The organism is Bacillus sp. FSL W8-0519 (assembly GCF_038005585.1).
GTDB classification, from domain to species: Bacteria; Bacillota; Bacilli; order Bacillales; family Bacillaceae_G; genus Bacillus_A; species Bacillus_A paranthracis.
Window position 1 is genome coordinate 3,485,619 of sequence record NZ_JBBOTL010000001.1, and the last position, 18,017, is coordinate 3,503,635.

Sequence of the window (18,017 nt, forward strand, 5' to 3'; positions counted from 1 at the left end):
CATTTTCACAGAATAATACTAAAAACCCGTAAAACCACCAAATAAACTTGAGAAATATACGATAATTTTTGTCATCCAGTTAAAGTATAAGAAGATACCCATGATAATCATAATGTATCCCCCGATTTTCATGAACTTCATACTGTTTCTTTTAATCCAAGACATTTTCGTAATAAAGAATGATAGTACGAAGAACGGGATAGCGAATCCAAGTATGTATGCAATCATATAAATCATTGCTGATTCTGGATTTGTTGCTGCTAATCCGATTACAGACACTAAAATAGGTCCTGTACAAGGCGTCCACCCTGCAGCAAATGCCAACCCAATTAAAACAGATCCAAAATAACCACTCGGACGATTTTTAAACGTAAATTTACGATCTTGCATTAAAAACTTCGGCTTAAACACACCGACAATAATAAGACCGAACACGATGATAAATATACCACCTAACTGTCTAATTAAATCTTTATAATTTGTAAAAATGCCTCCAATAAAACTTGTACCAAATCCAATTGCAATAAATATAATTGAAAATCCAAGTAAGAAAAACGCTGTATGTATCATACTTCTTTTGCGAAGCATTGCATTTTCTTCTTTCAACTCAGAAACCGACATACCTGTTATGTACGATAAAAATGCCGGATAAAGCGGTAAGCAACATGGGGAAATAAATGATAAAAACCCAGCACCAAACGCTAAAAAAATACTAATATCTTGCATTATTCCACTCCTCTCCTTACATATTGTAGCAAAAACATATAAAAATACTATGAACAATTCGTGAAATCACTTTTCCAACGTGATAATAAGAAAAACTACCCTTTCACACTTTTTCTGAAAAAACGTTTTCATTTCCTTCTATTTATATAGAAAAATCTCAATTACACTACAAAACCTCTCTAATGTTATTAACATAACAAAGGTAATATAGTTTCTCAAATGATTAGCATGTTATTCGTACGTTTATATACATATTGATTAAAAAATATTTTTTTCAAATGCTGTCTTTATACAATACAAACTTGATTTTACAATACTTCTATTATTACTAATTTCAAGATTATGCATAAATATCATACTTTTATTATTATTCTATAAAATGTCACACTTTTCTTTTATTTGACCCTTCATTTTTAATTTTGTATACTTCCCTCTAGTTATATATGTCCGTTACGGAACAATTTCATATAGATGGGAGGAATATTTCATGCTTCGTTATTCTCTTTTAGTTTTATTAGGAGCGTGTAGTTATGGAATTTTAGCTATTTTCGTTAAACTTGCATATGCAGAAGGATTTTCACTTGGAGAGGTAATTGGCAGCCAATATTTGTTCGGTTGGATTATTTTGCTTGCTATTACACTTCTATTTTCTAGACATCGTGTTCCATTAAAACAAGCTTTAATTTTATTCGTTGCAGGTACATCTGCAAGTTTCACTGGAATTTTTTATTATGCTTCATTAAAAACTGTACCAGCATCTATCGCCATTATACTTTTATTCCAATTCGTTTGGGTCGGAATTATTATTGAAGCAGTCGCAACAAAAACTTTACCTTCAAGAGAAAAAGTTATTTCTGTTATTTTCTTACTTGCAGGTACATTTTTATCAAGTGGTTTACTAGAAAAATCAGCAGGTGATTTCGATACGACTGGAATTATATTAGGCCTATTATCTGCTGTTACATTTGCAACATACATTTTCGTGAGCGGAAAAGTTGCTGTTGAAGTACCTTCATTACCACGCGGTGTTCTTTTAATGGCTGGTGCTTTAACTTTAGTAATGATCGTATTCCCTCCAACATTTATTTTTAACGGTGCAATTTCTGAAGGACTTTGGAAATACGGTTTAGGTTTAGGAACATTCAGTATCGTCATTCCTTCTATCGCCTTTACAATTGGTATTCCAAAGATTGGTTCTGGCTTAGCGACTATTCTTGGCGCTGCGGAACTACCAGTTACAACAATTATGTCTGTATTCGTTTTAAAAGAAGCTGTACTATCTTCACAATGGTTCGGTGTATCACTTATTTTAATCGGGATTGCAATCCCGCAAATTGCTTATGCAATGCGTGGACGTTATCGTAAACATCATACACACAAAAAATTGGCAGCATAAACGAGAGGGGATTTTCATTTGAGAATCCTCTCTTTTAATATTGTATACTTAATGTAAATACTTTATTTAAGAAAGAAGGCATTATAAGTGGCAGCAAATCTAGAGCAATTAACTGAGACGCTAATTTCTATTCGTCGAAATTTACATGAGCATCCAGAACTATCATACGAAGAATTTGAAACGACGAAAGCTATAAAGAATTGGTTAGAAGAGAAAAACATTACGATTATAAATTCTAATTTAGAAACGGGCGTTATTGCTGAAATTTCGGGGAATCGTAACGGACCGCTTATAGCAATCCGTGCTGATATTGATGCCCTTCCTATTCAGGAAGAAACAAATTTATCCTACGCTTCAAAAATCCATGGAAAAATGCACGCTTGTGGGCATGATTTTCATACAGCTGCTATTATAGGGGCTGCTTATTTGCTAAAAGAAAAAGAATCTTCTCTTAGCGGAACTGTACGCTTTATATTCCAGCCAGCTGAAGAAAGTAGTAATGGTGCTTGCAACGTCATCGAAGCCGGGCATTTACGTGGTGTACAAGCTATTTTCGGTATGCATAATAAACCTGATTTACCAGTAGGTACAATCGGTATTAAAGATGGTCCACTGATGGCCGGAGTTGATCGATTTGAAATTGAAATTCACGGAGTTGGTACACATGCAGCTGTACCAGATGCTGGGGTAGACCCTATTGTCGCATCTTCTCAAATTGTGATGGCACTACAAACTATTGTAAGCCGAAATATAAGTTCTTCACATAATGCCGTCGTTAGTGTCACAAACATCCACTCAGGAAATACGTGGAACGTTATTCCTGAAAAAGCAATATTAGAAGGTACTGTTCGTACTTTCCAAGCTGAAACACGCGAAAAAATTCCAGCCTTAATGGAACGTATCATTAAGGGCGTTTCTGATGCACTAGGTGTAAAAACAGAATTCCATTTTCATTCAGGTCCTCCTGCTGTCCATAATGATGAAAGTCTTACTCATTTATGTACACAAACTGCACAGGAAATGTCACTAGACGTGATTACCCCTACTCCTTCCATGGCTGGCGAAGATTTCTCTTTTTATCAACAACACATACCAGGATCATTCGTCTTTATGGGAACGAGTGGTACACATGAATGGCATCATCCAAGCTTTACAGTAGATGAGCGAGCGTTACCTATAAGTGCAGAATACTTCGCTTTGTTAGCTGAAAGGGCACTTAAACATTTTTCCTAAAAAAGGAGCCGTTAAGAAATGCTTAACGGCTCCTTTTTTTAAGTTAAATCACGTTTTAAAAATACTGTATAGGAAATGATTAAAAATACAAATAAATACAGTAATAACATACATGATGCAAACGGGAACGTTACTCCATCAATAAAACTTCCATTCTTTGCAATACTATATAAATCTGTGTTTGCTGGCAATAAATATTTCGCCCAATCATATCTAGTTGCTGCTAGTAATGCGATGTTTCCTGATAAAGCGAGAAATAGTGAAATACCAATCGCGCCTCCGCTAGATCTTGTTAGCACAGAAATCATAAATGCAAACGCTGCGTACACAATCGTCGGCAACCACGATAAAATATAATACTTACTAGCTTCTACAAAAATATTTTGTTTTATAATATTTCCATCTTGGAAAATAAACTCGCTCCATGCAGGCTGCTGGAATTTATAAATAACAAGCCCACATAAAATGGAAAAAATCATATTAAATATAAACAATAACGCTGCAAATATGACAATTGCTAAAAACTTAGCTGTCAAAATTTTAAAGCGACTCGCTGGTCGTATTGTTAAAAATTTATATGTTCCCCAGCTATATTCATTCGCAAAAATTGTACTTGCATACACGAGGATAAACGGAAGTAATATTGGAAATACGATAAAGCCTGTATCTCTCATGAAAGAAATTGGAGAACTACTTGCCGGTGCTGTATCTGTATCTAAATGCTTCATCTTAAGCTGATATTCCTTTACAAGCTCATCCCCAGATCGTTCCGCTAAAATTGCTCCTTTTTCCATGCCTAGCTTTTTCTCAATTTCTACAGTTCGTTCTGTATAATCAGCTTTCCATCCTTTTGTTTCCGGCTCCAAATACTTTACAGTAACCCATCCTAATCCGATTATTAATACTGCAATAACTGCAAATGGAATAATCGTTCGCTTTCGCTTAAATATTTTATACAATTCGTTATACACTAAATTAAACAATATCTTTTCCCCCTGTTAATTCTAAAAATTGCTCTTCTAACGTTTTTCTCTCTTCATATACACGATACACTTGAATGTTTTTCTCAAGCAATGTACGAATAACATTTGGGATTTCTTCATCTTTTACATGAATAAGTAAATCATTACCTTTTATTAAAACATCTTGGTCTAACATTTCTGCCGCTTTATTCGCATCATCTACGCGTATACGGATTGTCTCCATCTCTTCACTTTGATTATGCTGAATATTTTGCGTCGCGACATATTCTCCGTGCTGAATAATGATAACTCTATCACACATTAATTCAACTTCCGAAAGTAAGTGACTAGATACCAGTACCGCTTTTCCTTGTTCATGTGCAATTTTCTTTATGTACATTCTCATTTCATGTATTCCACTAGGGTCTAATCCATTCGTTGGTTCGTCTAATATTAATACATCTGGATCATGAATAAGCGCTTGGGCAATTCCTAAACGTTGTCTCATGCCGAGTGAATATGCTTTTACTTTGCGATCAATGACTTGTCCCATACCTAGCAGTTTCACTACTTCATCGATACGTTCTTCTGTAACGTTACCATTCATGCGTCCGAAATATGTTAAATTCTCATAGCCACTCAAAAACGGATAAAATTCCGGTGTCTCAATTACCGCTCCAATTTTCGAGGCAGTACTTTCAAATTGCTGTTTTACAGATTGACCATCAATCCAAACTTCGCCCTCTGTCATACGAATCATGCCGACCATCATTCTCATTAAAGTCGTTTTTCCAGCACCATTTGGTCCAAGCAAACCAACTACTTCACCTTTTTTAACTTCGAAACTAATATTTTCTACAAGTGTCTTTGAACCGATTCGCTTCGTTAACTGCTCAACCTTTACAATCGATTGTTCATTTGTCATGCTATACAACCTTTCCTTCCCATTCTTTGTCAGGTCTTTACACTGTAACATGATTATTTTTATGTGTAAAATGGAAAAAGGCATGATTTCTCATACCTTTTCTTTAAACTGAAATGAATTTTCACCTTGTAAACTTTGAACAAATCGAATACATTGCACCATCGATAATAGAAGAATAACAATCATAATTATACTCACTACTACTATTGCATATATTGTAATCGGTGCACTATTTATCCCTTGTATTCCTGTTATTTTCATAAAGATAATCGTAAATAATTTTAAAAATAACATCCCATTAACTAATCCAAAAACAAACGCTGCTCCATAAATAAATAATTGCTCCTGACATAATAAACATAGTACATCATTTCTCTTCCTATTCTCTGCTACATAAGATTTAATTTCTTCTTTCCTCGCTTGCAAAAGAGAATAAGTCATTTTATATGTAATAAACGTACATATGAAAATGACTACGATAAACAACGTGTAAAAACACATTTGAAATAAAAGTGTAGTCCCTAATTCCCCAGCAACTACTTCATTAAATTGTAGCGATATCATAAAAAACAAAATCATAATACTCATAGCAATCCACATAAATTGCTTCATCCTTTTGGTAGCAAATGTTCTTATATTTTTTCTCGCTAACCGACATAAAGACATAAAATTCTTCCCCTACCTTATTACATACGCATTCTATACTACTAGTGTATAAAAATATGACATTTTAAACATCGCACTACAATCGGAATTTTCTCTAAGTCTTTAGTCCTAGAAAACAAAAATGAACATGTTTATCTCTTTCGTATAGAACTAAAAAAACACTAAAGCGGAAATGCAATTACATTTCCGCTTTAGTGTTTAACGAGGTGTATTTTTCAATAACTTAATTAATCTCATCCTCAACTTCTATTCTTTTCTTCTCTCTTGCAATTTTTAAAAACTCTAAAAGCTCTGGATTGCTATTCATTTTTTTGTAAGCGACTGACATTTCTGCAACAAAATTAGAATCATATAGCTCTTTATATACAACTTCCGTTTTATATAATTTATTTGCCGATACCGGTATGACTGTAATTCCAATCCCTGCTGCTACAAGTCCCATAACTGTTTGATATTCCGTTGCTTCTTGCACAATACGCGGGCTAAATCCAACTTCTCTACAAAGGGATAAAATTGTATCATACAAAGCTGGCCATACTGGTCTCGTAATAAATACAAACGGTTCATCCCGTAAATCTTCTATATGTATTTCATCTTTCTCTGCAAGTGGATGAGCCTTCGGTAAACATAACGTACAAGATAGTTTTTGAATTGGCTCTAATTCTAATAATTGTGTCGGGATTGGTGGACGCAAAAATCCAATATCAATACGATTATCATGAAGTGCATGCACTTGATCTGGAGTAGATAATTCATGTAATGCAACAGACACCCTCGGAAATTTCTTTCTATACTCCCTTACGATAGATGGTAAAATATCATATATCGCCGCACCTACAAAACCAATTGAAAGTGAGCCCACTTCTCCCCTTTGGGCACTTTGTGCAATTTCTACAGCTTTTTCAATTTGTTCAAACGCTTTTTTTACTTCTTTCAAAAACATTTCTCCAGCTTCTGTTAATTCAACCTTTCTCTTCGTTCTTGAAAATAACATAACTCCCATTTCTTTTTCTAATTGCTGAATTTGTTGACTAAGCGGTGGTTGTGTCATTTGTAAACGAGCAGCTGCTCGTCCAAAGTGTAACTCCTCTGCCACTACAACAAAATATTGCAAATGCCGTAATTCCATTTTGGACACCCTTTTCCATTTCAATTAATACGTCTAATATATTAATAACATATAATTTATATATTAGACAAATTTTTTGAATGAACGTATAGTAGAAATTGTTAATTCTTTTTTACAATTTTTATGTAAAAAAAGAAAGAGGTGGTTACTGTATGAAATGGTGGAAATTAAGCGGACAAATTTTACTATTATTTTGTTTCGCTTGGACAGGTGAATGGATTGCAAAACAGGCACACCTCCCAGTTCCAGGAAGTATTATCGGTATTTTTTTATTATTAATCTCGTTAAAATTTAACCTAGTGAAAAAAGAGTGGATACAAGACGGTGCAGACTTTTTATTAAAAGAACTTATTTTATTTTTCATTCCTTCTGCAGTCGCTGTCATACGCTACAAAGATACACTATCACAATATGGAATCGATCTCATCTTAATTATTATGATTAGTACACTTTGTGTCACTCTCGTTACAGGACTCTTAACAGAATTGCTACTAAAGCGGAAAGGATCCGTGCAATGATCGGCTTTCTTTGTTTACTATTAACACTATTCACATATTGGATATCGAAGAAAATGTATCAACGCTGGAATTGGAGCTTACTTTCTCCTCTTCTCGTATGTCCTATTATTTTAATCGCGTTATTACTCGGACTAGACACATCTTATGAAACGTATGAAACTGGAGGCCACTGGTTAACAGAATTATTAAAACCTGCAACAGTTGCTTTTGCATGGCCAATCTATAAATACTTTGATTTACTTAAGAAACATGGAATGGCTATTTTACTTAATGTCATTGTCGGTTCGTTTCTATCAGTTATTACTTCAGCACTACTAGCAAATTATTTTCAAATTGATTCATCGTTAGAGCATAGTTTAGCACCTCATATTGTAACGACACCAATTGCAATGGCCATTTCAGAAATGATTGGTGGTATGTCACAATTAACAGCAGTATTTGTTGTTTTAACTGCGTTAACAGGAGCATTGCTCGGACCTTCTCTCATTCGTATATGCCGTATTAAAACAGCAATTGCAAAAGGTATTATGTTAGGAACGAGCGCAAATGGAACTGGTACATCAAAAGCATTCGAAATCGGTCCTGTAGAAGGAACGATTGCAAGTTTATCTATGCTTTTAACTGCAGGAGCTAGTTTAGTTATCGTTCCGCTTTTCTTATCGTGGATACATTGAAAAAGCAAGTGTTTACACACTTGCTTTTTTATTTATGTATTTGTTTAAAATCTCATAATCCTCCGGGAAAGATAACGTTAATTCCTTCATTTCATCTATCCTCTTCCAAGCAATTTCATGTATTAACTCATCAGGATCTTGGATTTTCATACTACCGCCTATTCTTTTTACGACATAATAATGAACGTATACAGGAACCCCATATGTAATCGCTTCTTTTTCGTATATTTCACTTACAACTTCCACATTGTAGCCTGTTTCTTCCCAAACCTCTCGGATACAACATTCCTCTAATGTTTCTCCTTTTTCAAGTCCTCCACTTGGGACGGACCACCTTTTTTCTTCATCCTTTTGTCCTTGTAATACCATTAAAACTTCATTTCTTTCATTTACACATACTGCTGCGCAACCTATCCATCTTTCCATATACACCCCTCCCCTACTACTATTCGTCTCCTTTTGTATTTTCTCCTTGAAAAAAGAGGAAAAAAGGAAAACAATGACGAAATTTTACATCAACTTCATAGGCAGTTCCTTCTTAGAAATTAAAAACGGAAGGATGAAAGCATGATTTTTAAATATGTTGTGGAATGTGTCTTTTGTGAAGAAAATCGAAAACCTCGCCAAGCTATCGTCACAGTTCCTGCTACTACTCAGCTACTAGCCATTGAAAAAGTGCGTGCAGAATGTAAACGTCGTTTCGGAAAAGCTTTATTATTACAAACTGAAATTAAAGAAGAAATAGTTTTTGAACAAAAAGAAAGCTGACCATAAATTGGTCAGCTTTCATATCCGATCATATTTTCACATGAAGATTAGGGGCATCCTCTTTAAGGATCGGGATTTTCCCATTATGTACGTTCCATAATGGTCATCGAACAATATATTTCTATACAATTAAATATTGAATAGAATAGGGCAAAACTTGTTCGCATTTTTAGAAAAGGGATAGGGATATAATTCAAGTAGTACTTCGAATACTCGAACTTTACACTCATTATATTAAAGCAAATCCTTTTATATGGGAAATATGAATTACTTACATAATTCATTCGTAAAACATATTAGTTTGCTATATTATTTTTATCCCATTAATAACATACATCCAGCGAAAACTGGTGTCATAATCATTGAAAACTTCAAAAGCATACGTGGTGCATAATTTGTAAACTTCGCACCGATATAAGCTCCTAGCATCGTCCCAATTAATACTTGCAATAATAATATATAATCTAGATACCCTTCTGAACTATACCCTAACCCACCCCCAATCGCAATGGGCAATATAACAAGCATTGTTGTTCCTACAGATTGCTGAATCGTCAATCCTAATAGAACCATTAATCCAAGTTGAATAAATGGTGCAGAACCAATCCCAAATGAACCAGCCATCATTCCAGTGACTAATCCAAGACATATACATTTCATTATGTTCTCTTTCGAAAAATCTTTAATCTCTGCTAAAAGTAACTCTTCCCTATTTTGAAACTTAATTAATTTAATAAACATAAAAATTGCAGATAAAAATAACATCCCAGCTGTAAACCAATGAAGAAGATGTCCTGGTATAAGTGAACCAATTTTTGAACCGATATAAGAACCAAGCGCTCCACATCCCCCAACAATCCCGCCTATAGTAAGTACTACATTTCCTTCACGATAATGACTTATAACCCCAGATAATGTCGTAAATGCCATAGCAGTTAAAGACGTTGCAAGTGCAACGTGAATAGGAATATGGAATACTAAAGTGAGTATCGCGATAATAAACCCGGCTCCCCCAGCTCCAACAAACCCTAATAAAATCCCCATTACTAACATCGTTATAATAATTGCCACATACTCTCCCTCCAGTAAGGCAATTATCCACCATATTCTTTCTTCTACACAAATAAAAAGCATCCATCTAGGATACTTTTTATTTCAATACTATGTACTTAATCTTGATTAATCAAAATAACCGCGGGACCAGCGACTACTACTCCAGCTACTTCGATTTTTTCAAATTCCTTTACTGTAATAGATATAACGCCTTCTCTTTCCATCAATTCTTTACTCAGGACATCAGTCGGTATAGCTTTCACCGTCTTACCTCCTTTTCATTTATACAATATGCAAAAAACAACTTAACGCATCTATATATATGCATCACCTCCGCTTTCATTCCTTATTCCCTTCAAAACCCTTCTCTCCCTTCCATAACGTATTGAAAAATAAAAAAAGCACTCGCAATCGCGAATGCTTTTTCATTATTTACTTTCTATTACTTTTAACATTCTATTAATAAATGCTGCCGATTCTCCACGCGTTGCAGAACCTTTCGGCATAAATTCATTATTTTCATTTCCTTTTACAATACCTAATCCATAAACACGTTGTACAGCTTGTTTATCATATGCTAAATCTTGATCTGAAAATGGTAACGAGACTAAGTTACCTTTAATTTTTTTATATTGCAGTGCACGGTCAATCATGATAACAGCTTCATCTCGTTTAATCGTATCGTTTGGAGCAAATATACCATTTCCTCTACCACTTATTATCCCAGCACTTGCTGCACGATTAATACCATCTATTAGCGATGGATGTGCTGTATTTAAGTCATTAAAATTCGATGATCCTTCAGGTAGCTGCAATGATCTTGATATTAAATTTGCAAATTCACCACGTGTCACAAGGCGCTCTGGCCAATAAGAACCTTTTCCATCTCCAACCATAATACCGCGCTTATCTAATTCACGAATGTCTGCTTCATACCAACCACCCGTTATATCATCTTTATGGTTCGCATCATAATAAACTTTCGTTCCTTGCAAGAATGGTTCCCACCCATTATTTTTAATCATAATGGCTGGACAAATCTTCCCACTCCAAAATTGATGTTTTTTCACATTTTCTAAAGGAATATTTAATTCTCCCATTAAATAAGCTGCTAGTTTACGAGCATTTTCAACAGCTTTATTATAATCACCATCTTCGTTTACAGCAATTTCAATCGCAATTGATTCTCGATTCCCAGTTCCTTCAGCTCCATCTCCAGCATGCCAAGCATTTTCATTTAGTGGGAGATGCTGATAAATCTCTTTATCATCTACCGTAAAGTGCCACGACGCTGAACGATCTTCCGTTCCCGTTGCTTGGTTATATAAATATATCGCATGGTTTCTAGCATTTGCCCCAACATTATAATTATCGGTCTCATGAATCGTAATATACTTCGGGTTCATCGCATAACCTGGACGAATATTTTCATTTCCTTTTGGTACAATCATTTCTTTTAAAGGTACACCATAAATATCCGTTGTTTTCTCTTCTATTGGCGCAGCATACATAGCTGCTGCACGTTTTGTACGTGTTGGTGCTGCATCTTGTATAAGTGAAGCTTTTGTTCCTTCAAATTTTGCTGAAGGTGAATGAATCCATTTCATCTCATTATTTATTTTTACTTGAAACCATTCTCCCGCCTGTCCAATTGCTTGAATAGTTTGCGGCTCCAGTACATTTTCTTCTTTGTATGAAGTAAATGGTTGAGAGTAAGTAGAGCTTTCTTCATTAATAACTAACTTTTCACTTAATAACGGGTGAATTTCTTTAACCTCTACATTTCCATCACTATTTTGTATCCATCCCGTTCCCGATGAAGTTTGAACATAGTAAGCGTTTCCTTTTCTCTTCTCAGCTTTTACGACTTGATTCGAAATACGAATCCCTGTCTCTTTTTGAAAATTACTAGAATCGTATAAAGGTACTTCTTTCACTATATGTACAAGAAACTCACCTTGCACTTCACTTCTTACTCCTTTATCTTCCCCTCGACCATCTTCATCTTTCATATGGTTTTCAATACTTTTTAAAGCTTGTTCTTCAGATGAAACTGTAACAGTTTTTCCAAGTTCATTAGCATAGGAATAATTTGGAATCGTTACCATACTAAATACAATTGATGCAGCTAAAACATTATGAAATCCTTTTTTCATCATACTACTTAACACGCATATCATTAAATTCGTGTTAAAATTCCCCTCCTCAACCAAAATATAGATTATCTACTAAACTATTAAGCAACATAACCATTTACAATATAACAGACTCATTCCAATTCGTATAGATAGGAATGACTACTATTTGCCTACATTTACTATATTGGAATATAAAAAAGAAGCTATAATATATAGCTTCTCTCTACGGTTCTTTAATCGGTATGCACCTTATATTCCAAAACTTTACCATCTCTATCAAATTGTAAAACAAGATGTTCACTATCTATGGGAATAAAGCCACGTTCAGTTCCAAGATAGTACGAAGTGATAACCCCGTTTTCTTCATTTCTCGTTTCAGTAGGCATTCCTAATAATTGTGTAATTTCTTCATTTGATTTTCCTGTTAATTTATATTTTTGCAATAGATCATCTACCATATGTACCCGTTTATCTTCAGCGTGTAACCACCGATCTTGGTTAAACTTGGAAGTGTACGTATTCATACTTAATTGTGCAGTACATACTACTAACGGAATAAGTGCTACTATTAATACTCCCGACATTTGCTTCTTTTCTTCATTACGATTTTTAGCAACATATAAGATCGACTTTAGAATCATAACTAATAAAACAAATGGCATGACTATTATAAAAATGCTCGTTACACTTAATGACGTATGAGCCATACCAATAATAAACATAAGAGCAAGATACATGAGTATATACAAACAAATATAAACATACAAAATACCCCTTAATATAGCACTCAGAAAGCCCACCTCTTTTTAATTCATTATATAATTCATTCGATTAATGGTTTCTCGAAGTTTTTCTAACTCTTGACCTGTATATATTACTTTCCCCGTTAAGAATTCATTTCTGAAAAACGATACAAGTTGCTCTCTATCTTTTAATCTCGCCGTTTTTTCTTCAGAAAGATCTAACACTTCTTTCCCATTCTCATTATAAAAATATACAATCGGATTTATGTTTTCCTTTACAATATCAACTTGCATTTCTTTCAAATAATTGTATAGAATATGAGATAGTTTCTTCGCTCTATATACTGGATTCCCTTCATTTTTCACTTGTATCGTTAATGAATCTTCACCTGTAATATATTCAAACGTCTCTTCTTTCTCTATCTCTTGTTGATACTTGCCAATTTCATCAATCATAAATGAATATATACTAGCATTTTCTTTCGTTAAGCCATGAATTAATTTTCCTGTCCATTCTTTCGTCTCAAGTACATACATACCCGTTTTACTTAAAACAAGATGATGAATTCGAAAATCATTTCTTCCATGCTGATTTCTCATAAAAACATTCGGCAGAATATGAAATTCATTATCTAGTATTATGCCTTGCTCTACGAAACCACGCTTCATATATTGTAATGTTTCGTGTGTACTCACTTCAGCTCCATTTTTCGTATACTCTCGCAAATCTGCAATTAACTTTTGAAACATATGTATTTCGTTACTATGTTTTTCTTGCATTTCACTGCGTTCTTTACTATGTTGCACAGCTAATTGATTTTTCATCATGCGCATATTTTCAAGTTCTCTCGCTGCACTTATTTGTAAATCATTGTATTTTTTCTGTTCTATATTTTTTAATGTATTTTGCTGCTCTTTATGTTCTGTAACCGTAGCTGCAATTTCATTTTCGTACGTTTCAATTGCTTGTTTTTTTTCAAATTCCGCTTGCTGACTCTCTGATTCTAACTGTTTATTTTTATAAAACAGCACGAATACTGCAGCTAATAATAATAAAATTACACCTATTAGCACATATTCCATATTTTTTCTCCTTTATTGCATTTTCAATTATTTTTATAAACATCCATTATATTATACTATGCTTTTAATATACACTTTGTAAAAATTACATATTTATAATAAAAGGCATCTCAAGCGAGATACCTTTTACGTTCATTTTATTGTACACTATACTGAATATAACTCGGATCATAGTATATCCATTCGCTTGCACCTAAAGCAAGCCAACTATCTTGTTCGTCCAAAACTTCATATGATTCTCCTCTATTTAGCTGACGGATTACATTTGACTGTAAAGATGGTCCACCCCATAAATTTACATTATCGCCATTAATTACAGTAACACCATAGACTGCAGTAGCACTACTGGGCAGGGAAACATTTCCACCACCATTTGTTCCATTTCCTTGCAAAGCTTCTAATGAAACCGCTGCTGTGACGACGTTTATACTATAGACATAAAGAGCAAACATATTTTATAAACAAAGTAAAAAAGCCTTGTAATTACAAGGCTTTTTGTAAACTTCCTTTATTTTGTAGTAAGTACATATTATAATACAATCCTTGTTCACTCAGTAATTCTTGATGTGTCCCTCTCTCTACTATCTCTCCATCGTGCATAACAAAAATTTGATCTGCATCTTGTATGGTAGATAATCTGTGTGCAATCGCTATCGTAGTCCGTCCTTTTCGCATTTGCTGTAACGCTGTTTGGATTGCATCTTCAGTTTCTGTATCAATATTTGCTGTTGCTTCATCTAATACTAACACTTTCGGATTCGTTGCTATCGTTCTAGCGAAAGCAATTAATTGTCGTTGACCACTAGAAAATGCAGCTCCTCTTTCTACTACTTCCGTTTCATACTGCTCTGGTAATTTTTCAATAAACGTATTCGCTTGCACAAATTGTGCCGCTTCTTTTACTTCTTCATCCGTAATTTCTTCATTATACATACGAATATTTTGCTTTACATTTCCCGCAAATAAAAATGCATCTTGCAATACAAGTCCTATTTTCTTTCTAATTTCTTGTTCTTCAAATTTCTCTAACTCTACACCATCTATTACAATATTTCCGGACTTAATATTATAGAATCTCAGTAATAAATTCATAATGGTACTCTTTCCGCTACCAGTGTGCCCAACGAAAGCAACCGTTTGCCCTTGTTTCACGTGAAAAGATACATTTTTTAAAACATCACGTTTTCCATCGTACGAAAAAGTAACATTTTTAAATTCAATATCTCCATTAATAACTTGAGGATTTCCATCCCCTTTTTGAACTGGCGCTAAATCTTTCTCATCCATTAAATGAAATACACGTGATGATGAAACCAGTGCCTGTTGGAAAAATGATAATTTCATCATCATCTCATTTACAGGCTGGAAGAAACGATGGATATAGTTAACAAACGCATATAAAACGCCTACTTCAACAGGACTCTTCAAAGCATCAATTCCAAATAAACCAAGTACTAACGCAATAGCTACAATATGAACTAAATCAGTTGCTGGACGTAAAAGCAATGCATCTAACTTTAATGTACGTCGCCCTGCACTATAATGTTTATTATTCACTTCTTCAAATTCTTTTCTCATGCGCTTTTCTTGTCTGAACACTTGAACAATATTCATCCCTTGAATGGACTCGTTTAACTTTGCATTTAACACACTTAATTGATTACGGACTTCTAAATAAAAAGCTGCACTTTTCCGGCGATATAATACCATAATCGCAAACATGATCGGAATTAATACGAGAGAAAATAGCGCTAATTTTACATTTAATAAAAACATCGCTACTAAAATCCCTACTAAAAATACGATATTTTTAACAAATGTTGATAATACACTGACATAAAAGTCTTTAATTGCTTCTGTATCATTCGTTATGCGCGATACAAGCGTACCAATCGGCGTACGATCAAAGAAACTTAATGACAACTTTTGAACATGCTCATATACTTCAACACGCATATCTTGAACAATTTTAAAAGCGATATTTTGAAAATATAACAAGTCTAAATAAGTAAATAATACTTTTAATAAGTGAGCAACAATATACACTACAAATAGAGTAACAAGTGCTGATTGATCAAAGTTACGTGGTACTAAGTGTTCATCAAGGAATTGTTTAATTAAAAAAGGACCCATCATTTCTGTTACAGTTGCACCAACTAGAAATAAAAATGCTAATGCTAACAGTCCTTTATATGGCCTCATATAAGACAGTAATCTTCTTAAATCGCTCTGTTTTTTCTCAGCCATCATACGCCTCCTTTCTCGACTAATGCTTCTAACTGCTGGCTCTCATACATTTCTTTATACCAACCATGTTCTTTCATTAGTTGTTCATGTGTACCTCGTTGTACAATTTTACCTTCATCCACAACAAGAATAAGATTGGCATGCTGAATTGCACTTAAACGATGGGCAGTAATAATTGTCGTTTTCCCTGCTCTCTCCCTCTTTAAAGCATTTAAAATCGTTTCTTCTGTTTTTGCATCTACCGCTGATAAACAATCATCTAAAATTAATATTTCAGCATCCGTTAATAAAGCACGCGCAATAGAAATTCTCTGTTTTTGACCTCCAGATAAAGAAACGCCTCTTTCCCCAACTACTGTTTCATATCCTTCTGAAAATTGAAGGATGTCATTGTGAATACAAGCAATCTCTGCAGCACGGGTAATTTCATTATATGTAGCATCCGCCTTTCCAAAGGCAATATTCTCCCCAATACTCGCTGAAAATAAAAAATGATCTTGCGGCACATATGAAATAGCAGAACGGACACCGTAAAGTGTTACATCGCGAATATCCCGCTCTCCAACTTTTAATTCACCATTAAAATGATCATACTCACGGATTAAACATTTTAATAAAGTCGTTTTCCCTGCACCTGTACGTCCTACAATCCCTAACGTTTCCCCTTTCTTCAAATCAAAATGAATATCTGTTAAATGTAACAGTTCATTTTTCTTATACGAAAACGAATCAACCGCAAATGAAACATCACCGCTCGCTATTGTATGCACAGCATTTTCTCTATTTACTACATCTGATTTTTGTGAGAGAATTTTTTCTACACGGTCATACGAAGCACGCCCACGCTCCATAATATTAAACAGCCATCCAAACGCTAACATCGGCCAAACGAGGGTACCTAAATACGTCGTAAATGTAACGAGATCACCTACTGTTAATTCATCTCTCACAACTAATACTGACCCGTAACATACTGCGATTAAAAATGAAAATCCTACGATAAGAGCGATTGTTGGATCAAATAACGAATCAATACGTGCAACTAACATATTTTTATGTACGACATCTTCTGATTTTTTTCGGAACGCTTGCAAATCTTCTTTTTCTTGTCCAAGCGATCGAATTACCTTCATCCCACTCATACTCTCTTGCACTTTATCATTGATTTCCGAAAACGATTGCTGTGCTTTATGAAACCTTTTATGTAATAAAGTGCCGTAATAATTTGTCGATATTGCTACAATCGGCATTGGAATTAAGCTTAACAATGTTAACTTCCAACTAATTGTAAAACCCATTGCTACGAGTACACATCCTCCAACAGCCAATGAATCAACAAGTGTTAAAACACCCGCCCCAGCAGTTTGCTGAATTGCTTGAATATCGTTGGTCGCGTGCGCCATTAAATCACCTGTGCGATTTGACTGATAGAAAGATGGACTCATCTTTGTAAAATGTTCATACAAATTTTTCCGTAATTGGCGAGCTAATTTTAATGAAGATCCGAAAATCATAATACGCCACACGTAACGTAATATGTACATCGTAATACCTACGAGTACTAAGAGTACAACCCATTTTAGTAACTTATCAGTCGTTAATGTTCCCTCATTAATTTCATCTACAACAATCCCAATCACTTTTGGTGCTACAAGTTCTAAAAGTGCAACGCCAAATAATAAAATAATTCCGGTTATGTACGCTCGTTTTTCTTGTTTAAAAAACCACGCTAAATTCATAAACACTTTCATATTTT

18 protein-coding genes and 2 pseudogenes are annotated in these 18,017 nt (G+C 34.3%); 5 read left to right on the plus strand and 15 right to left on the minus strand.

Annotation, left to right across the window (positions count from 1 at the left end; translation table 11 throughout):
* Positions 1-18: 18 nt before the first annotated feature.
* Together ccdA and NST14_RS18215 are read right to left on the minus strand one after the other, a co-directional pair.
* Positions 19-726, minus strand: coding sequence for a cytochrome c-type biogenesis protein CcdA (gene ccdA / locus NST14_RS18210; RefSeq protein ID WP_001152681.1), 708 nt, complete (start codon positions 724-726; stop codon positions 19-21).
* Between the two features lie 16 nt (positions 727-742).
* Positions 743-887 (minus strand): annotated as a pseudogene (locus tag NST14_RS18215) (peptidase T).
* A 326-nt stretch (positions 888-1,213) separates the two neighbouring features.
* Between NST14_RS18215 and NST14_RS18220 the strand changes: the two are divergent.
* Positions 1,214-2,122 carry an EamA family transporter gene (locus NST14_RS18220; protein ID WP_000947030.1) on the plus strand — a complete coding sequence of 303 codons (909 nt, stop codon included), beginning with the start codon at positions 1,214-1,216 and terminating at the stop codon, positions 2,120-2,122.
* 87 nt (positions 2,123-2,209) lie between these two features.
* The gene (locus tag NST14_RS18225; RefSeq protein ID WP_000729800.1) at positions 2,210-3,355 is read left to right on the plus strand and encodes a M20 peptidase aminoacylase family protein; all 1,146 of its coding nucleotides are present in this window, start codon (positions 2,210-2,212) and stop codon (positions 3,353-3,355) included.
* A 38-nt stretch (positions 3,356-3,393) separates the two neighbouring features.
* Here the strand turns inward: NST14_RS18225 and NST14_RS18230 are convergent, their stop codons facing one another.
* The 4 genes from NST14_RS18230 to alsR all read right to left on the minus strand — a co-directional run bounded on the left by NST14_RS18230 (position 3,394) and on the right by alsR (position 7,037).
* Positions 3,394-4,338 (minus strand): ABC transporter permease, encoded by a 945-nt coding sequence (locus NST14_RS18230; RefSeq protein ID WP_000482767.1) that lies wholly within the window; start codon positions 4,336-4,338, stop codon positions 3,394-3,396.
* Positions 4,331-5,242 carry an ABC transporter ATP-binding protein gene (locus NST14_RS18235; RefSeq protein ID WP_000180629.1) on the minus strand — a complete coding sequence of 304 codons (912 nt, stop codon included), beginning with the start codon at positions 5,240-5,242 and terminating at the stop codon, positions 4,331-4,333. Before NST14_RS18235 ends, NST14_RS18230 begins: the two co-directional genes overlap by 8 nt.
* A gap of 90 nt (positions 5,243-5,332) precedes the next feature.
* On the minus strand, positions 5,333-5,908 hold the full coding sequence (locus tag NST14_RS18240) for an FtsX-like permease family protein (RefSeq protein WP_229142875.1): 576 nt from the start codon (positions 5,906-5,908) through the stop codon (positions 5,333-5,335).
* 223 nt (positions 5,909-6,131) lie between these two features.
* On the minus strand, positions 6,132-7,037 hold the full coding sequence (gene alsR / locus NST14_RS18245; protein ID WP_000423226.1) for an acetoin biosynthesis transcriptional regulator AlsR: 906 nt from the start codon (positions 7,035-7,037) through the stop codon (positions 6,132-6,134).
* A 152-nt stretch (positions 7,038-7,189) separates the two neighbouring features.
* Between alsR and NST14_RS18250 the strand changes: the two genes are divergently transcribed.
* Entirely contained in the window at positions 7,190-7,555 is a 366-nt protein-coding gene (locus NST14_RS18250; protein ID WP_000872364.1) for a CidA/LrgA family holin-like protein, read from the plus strand.
* Positions 7,552-8,229: an LrgB family protein gene (locus tag NST14_RS18255; RefSeq protein ID WP_000578958.1), complete on the plus strand. Its 678-nt coding sequence runs from the start codon at positions 7,552-7,554 to the stop codon at positions 8,227-8,229. The genes NST14_RS18250 and NST14_RS18255 overlap by 4 nt, the downstream gene beginning before the upstream one ends.
* 12 nt (positions 8,230-8,241) lie before the next feature.
* On the opposite strand, the gene NST14_RS18260 is transcribed toward NST14_RS18255, so the two are convergent.
* Positions 8,242-8,655: an NUDIX hydrolase gene (locus NST14_RS18260; RefSeq protein WP_061184449.1), complete on the minus strand. Its 414-nt coding sequence runs from the start codon at positions 8,653-8,655 to the stop codon at positions 8,242-8,244.
* Positions 8,656-8,796: 141 nt separating this feature from the next.
* Here NST14_RS18260 and NST14_RS18265 point away from each other — a divergent pair, with 141 nt between their 5' ends.
* Positions 8,797-8,997, plus strand: coding sequence for a DUF3903 domain-containing protein (locus NST14_RS18265; protein ID WP_000576449.1), 201 nt, complete (start codon positions 8,797-8,799; stop codon positions 8,995-8,997).
* A gap of 315 nt (positions 8,998-9,312) precedes the next feature.
* Here NST14_RS18265 and NST14_RS18270 read toward each other — a convergent pair whose 3' ends face one another.
* The 8 genes and pseudogenes from NST14_RS18270 to NST14_RS18305 all read right to left on the minus strand — a co-directional run bounded on the left by NST14_RS18270 (position 9,313) and on the right by NST14_RS18305 (position 18,012).
* Positions 9,313-10,068 carry a sulfite exporter TauE/SafE family protein gene (locus tag NST14_RS18270; RefSeq protein WP_000974648.1) on the minus strand — a complete coding sequence of 252 codons (756 nt, stop codon included), beginning with the start codon at positions 10,066-10,068 and terminating at the stop codon, positions 9,313-9,315.
* 98 nt (positions 10,069-10,166) lie between these two features.
* Positions 10,167-10,313: a BC1881 family protein gene (locus NST14_RS18275; RefSeq protein WP_000644411.1), complete on the minus strand. Its 147-nt coding sequence runs from the start codon at positions 10,311-10,313 to the stop codon at positions 10,167-10,169.
* 165 nt (positions 10,314-10,478) lie between these two features.
* Entirely contained in the window at positions 10,479-12,206 is a 1,728-nt protein-coding gene (locus tag NST14_RS18280; RefSeq protein WP_069297382.1) for an S-layer homology domain-containing protein, read from the minus strand.
* Positions 12,207-12,421: 215 nt separating this feature from the next.
* Positions 12,422-12,988, minus strand: a complete 567-nt coding sequence (locus NST14_RS18285) for a hypothetical protein (RefSeq protein ID WP_080014980.1) — start codon at positions 12,986-12,988, stop codon at positions 12,422-12,424.
* A gap of 6 nt (positions 12,989-12,994) precedes the next feature.
* Positions 12,995-14,014 carry a nuclease-related domain-containing protein gene (locus NST14_RS18290; RefSeq protein WP_229142876.1) on the minus strand — a complete coding sequence of 340 codons (1,020 nt, stop codon included), beginning with the start codon at positions 14,012-14,014 and terminating at the stop codon, positions 12,995-12,997.
* 149 nt (positions 14,015-14,163) lie between these two features.
* Positions 14,164-14,433, minus strand: a pseudogene (locus tag NST14_RS18295) (SH3 domain-containing protein); the annotation flags it as partial.
* Between the two features lie 64 nt (positions 14,434-14,497).
* Complete coding sequence (locus tag NST14_RS18300) at positions 14,498-16,261, minus strand: ABC transporter ATP-binding protein (RefSeq protein WP_000818391.1); 1,764 nt, start codon at positions 16,259-16,261, stop codon at positions 14,498-14,500.
* The gene (locus tag NST14_RS18305; protein ID WP_000862468.1) at positions 16,261-18,012 is read right to left on the minus strand and encodes an ABC transporter transmembrane domain-containing protein; all 1,752 of its coding nucleotides are present in this window, start codon (positions 18,010-18,012) and stop codon (positions 16,261-16,263) included. The genes NST14_RS18300 and NST14_RS18305 overlap by 1 nt, the downstream gene beginning before the upstream one ends.
* Positions 18,013-18,017: the final 5 nt, after the last annotated feature.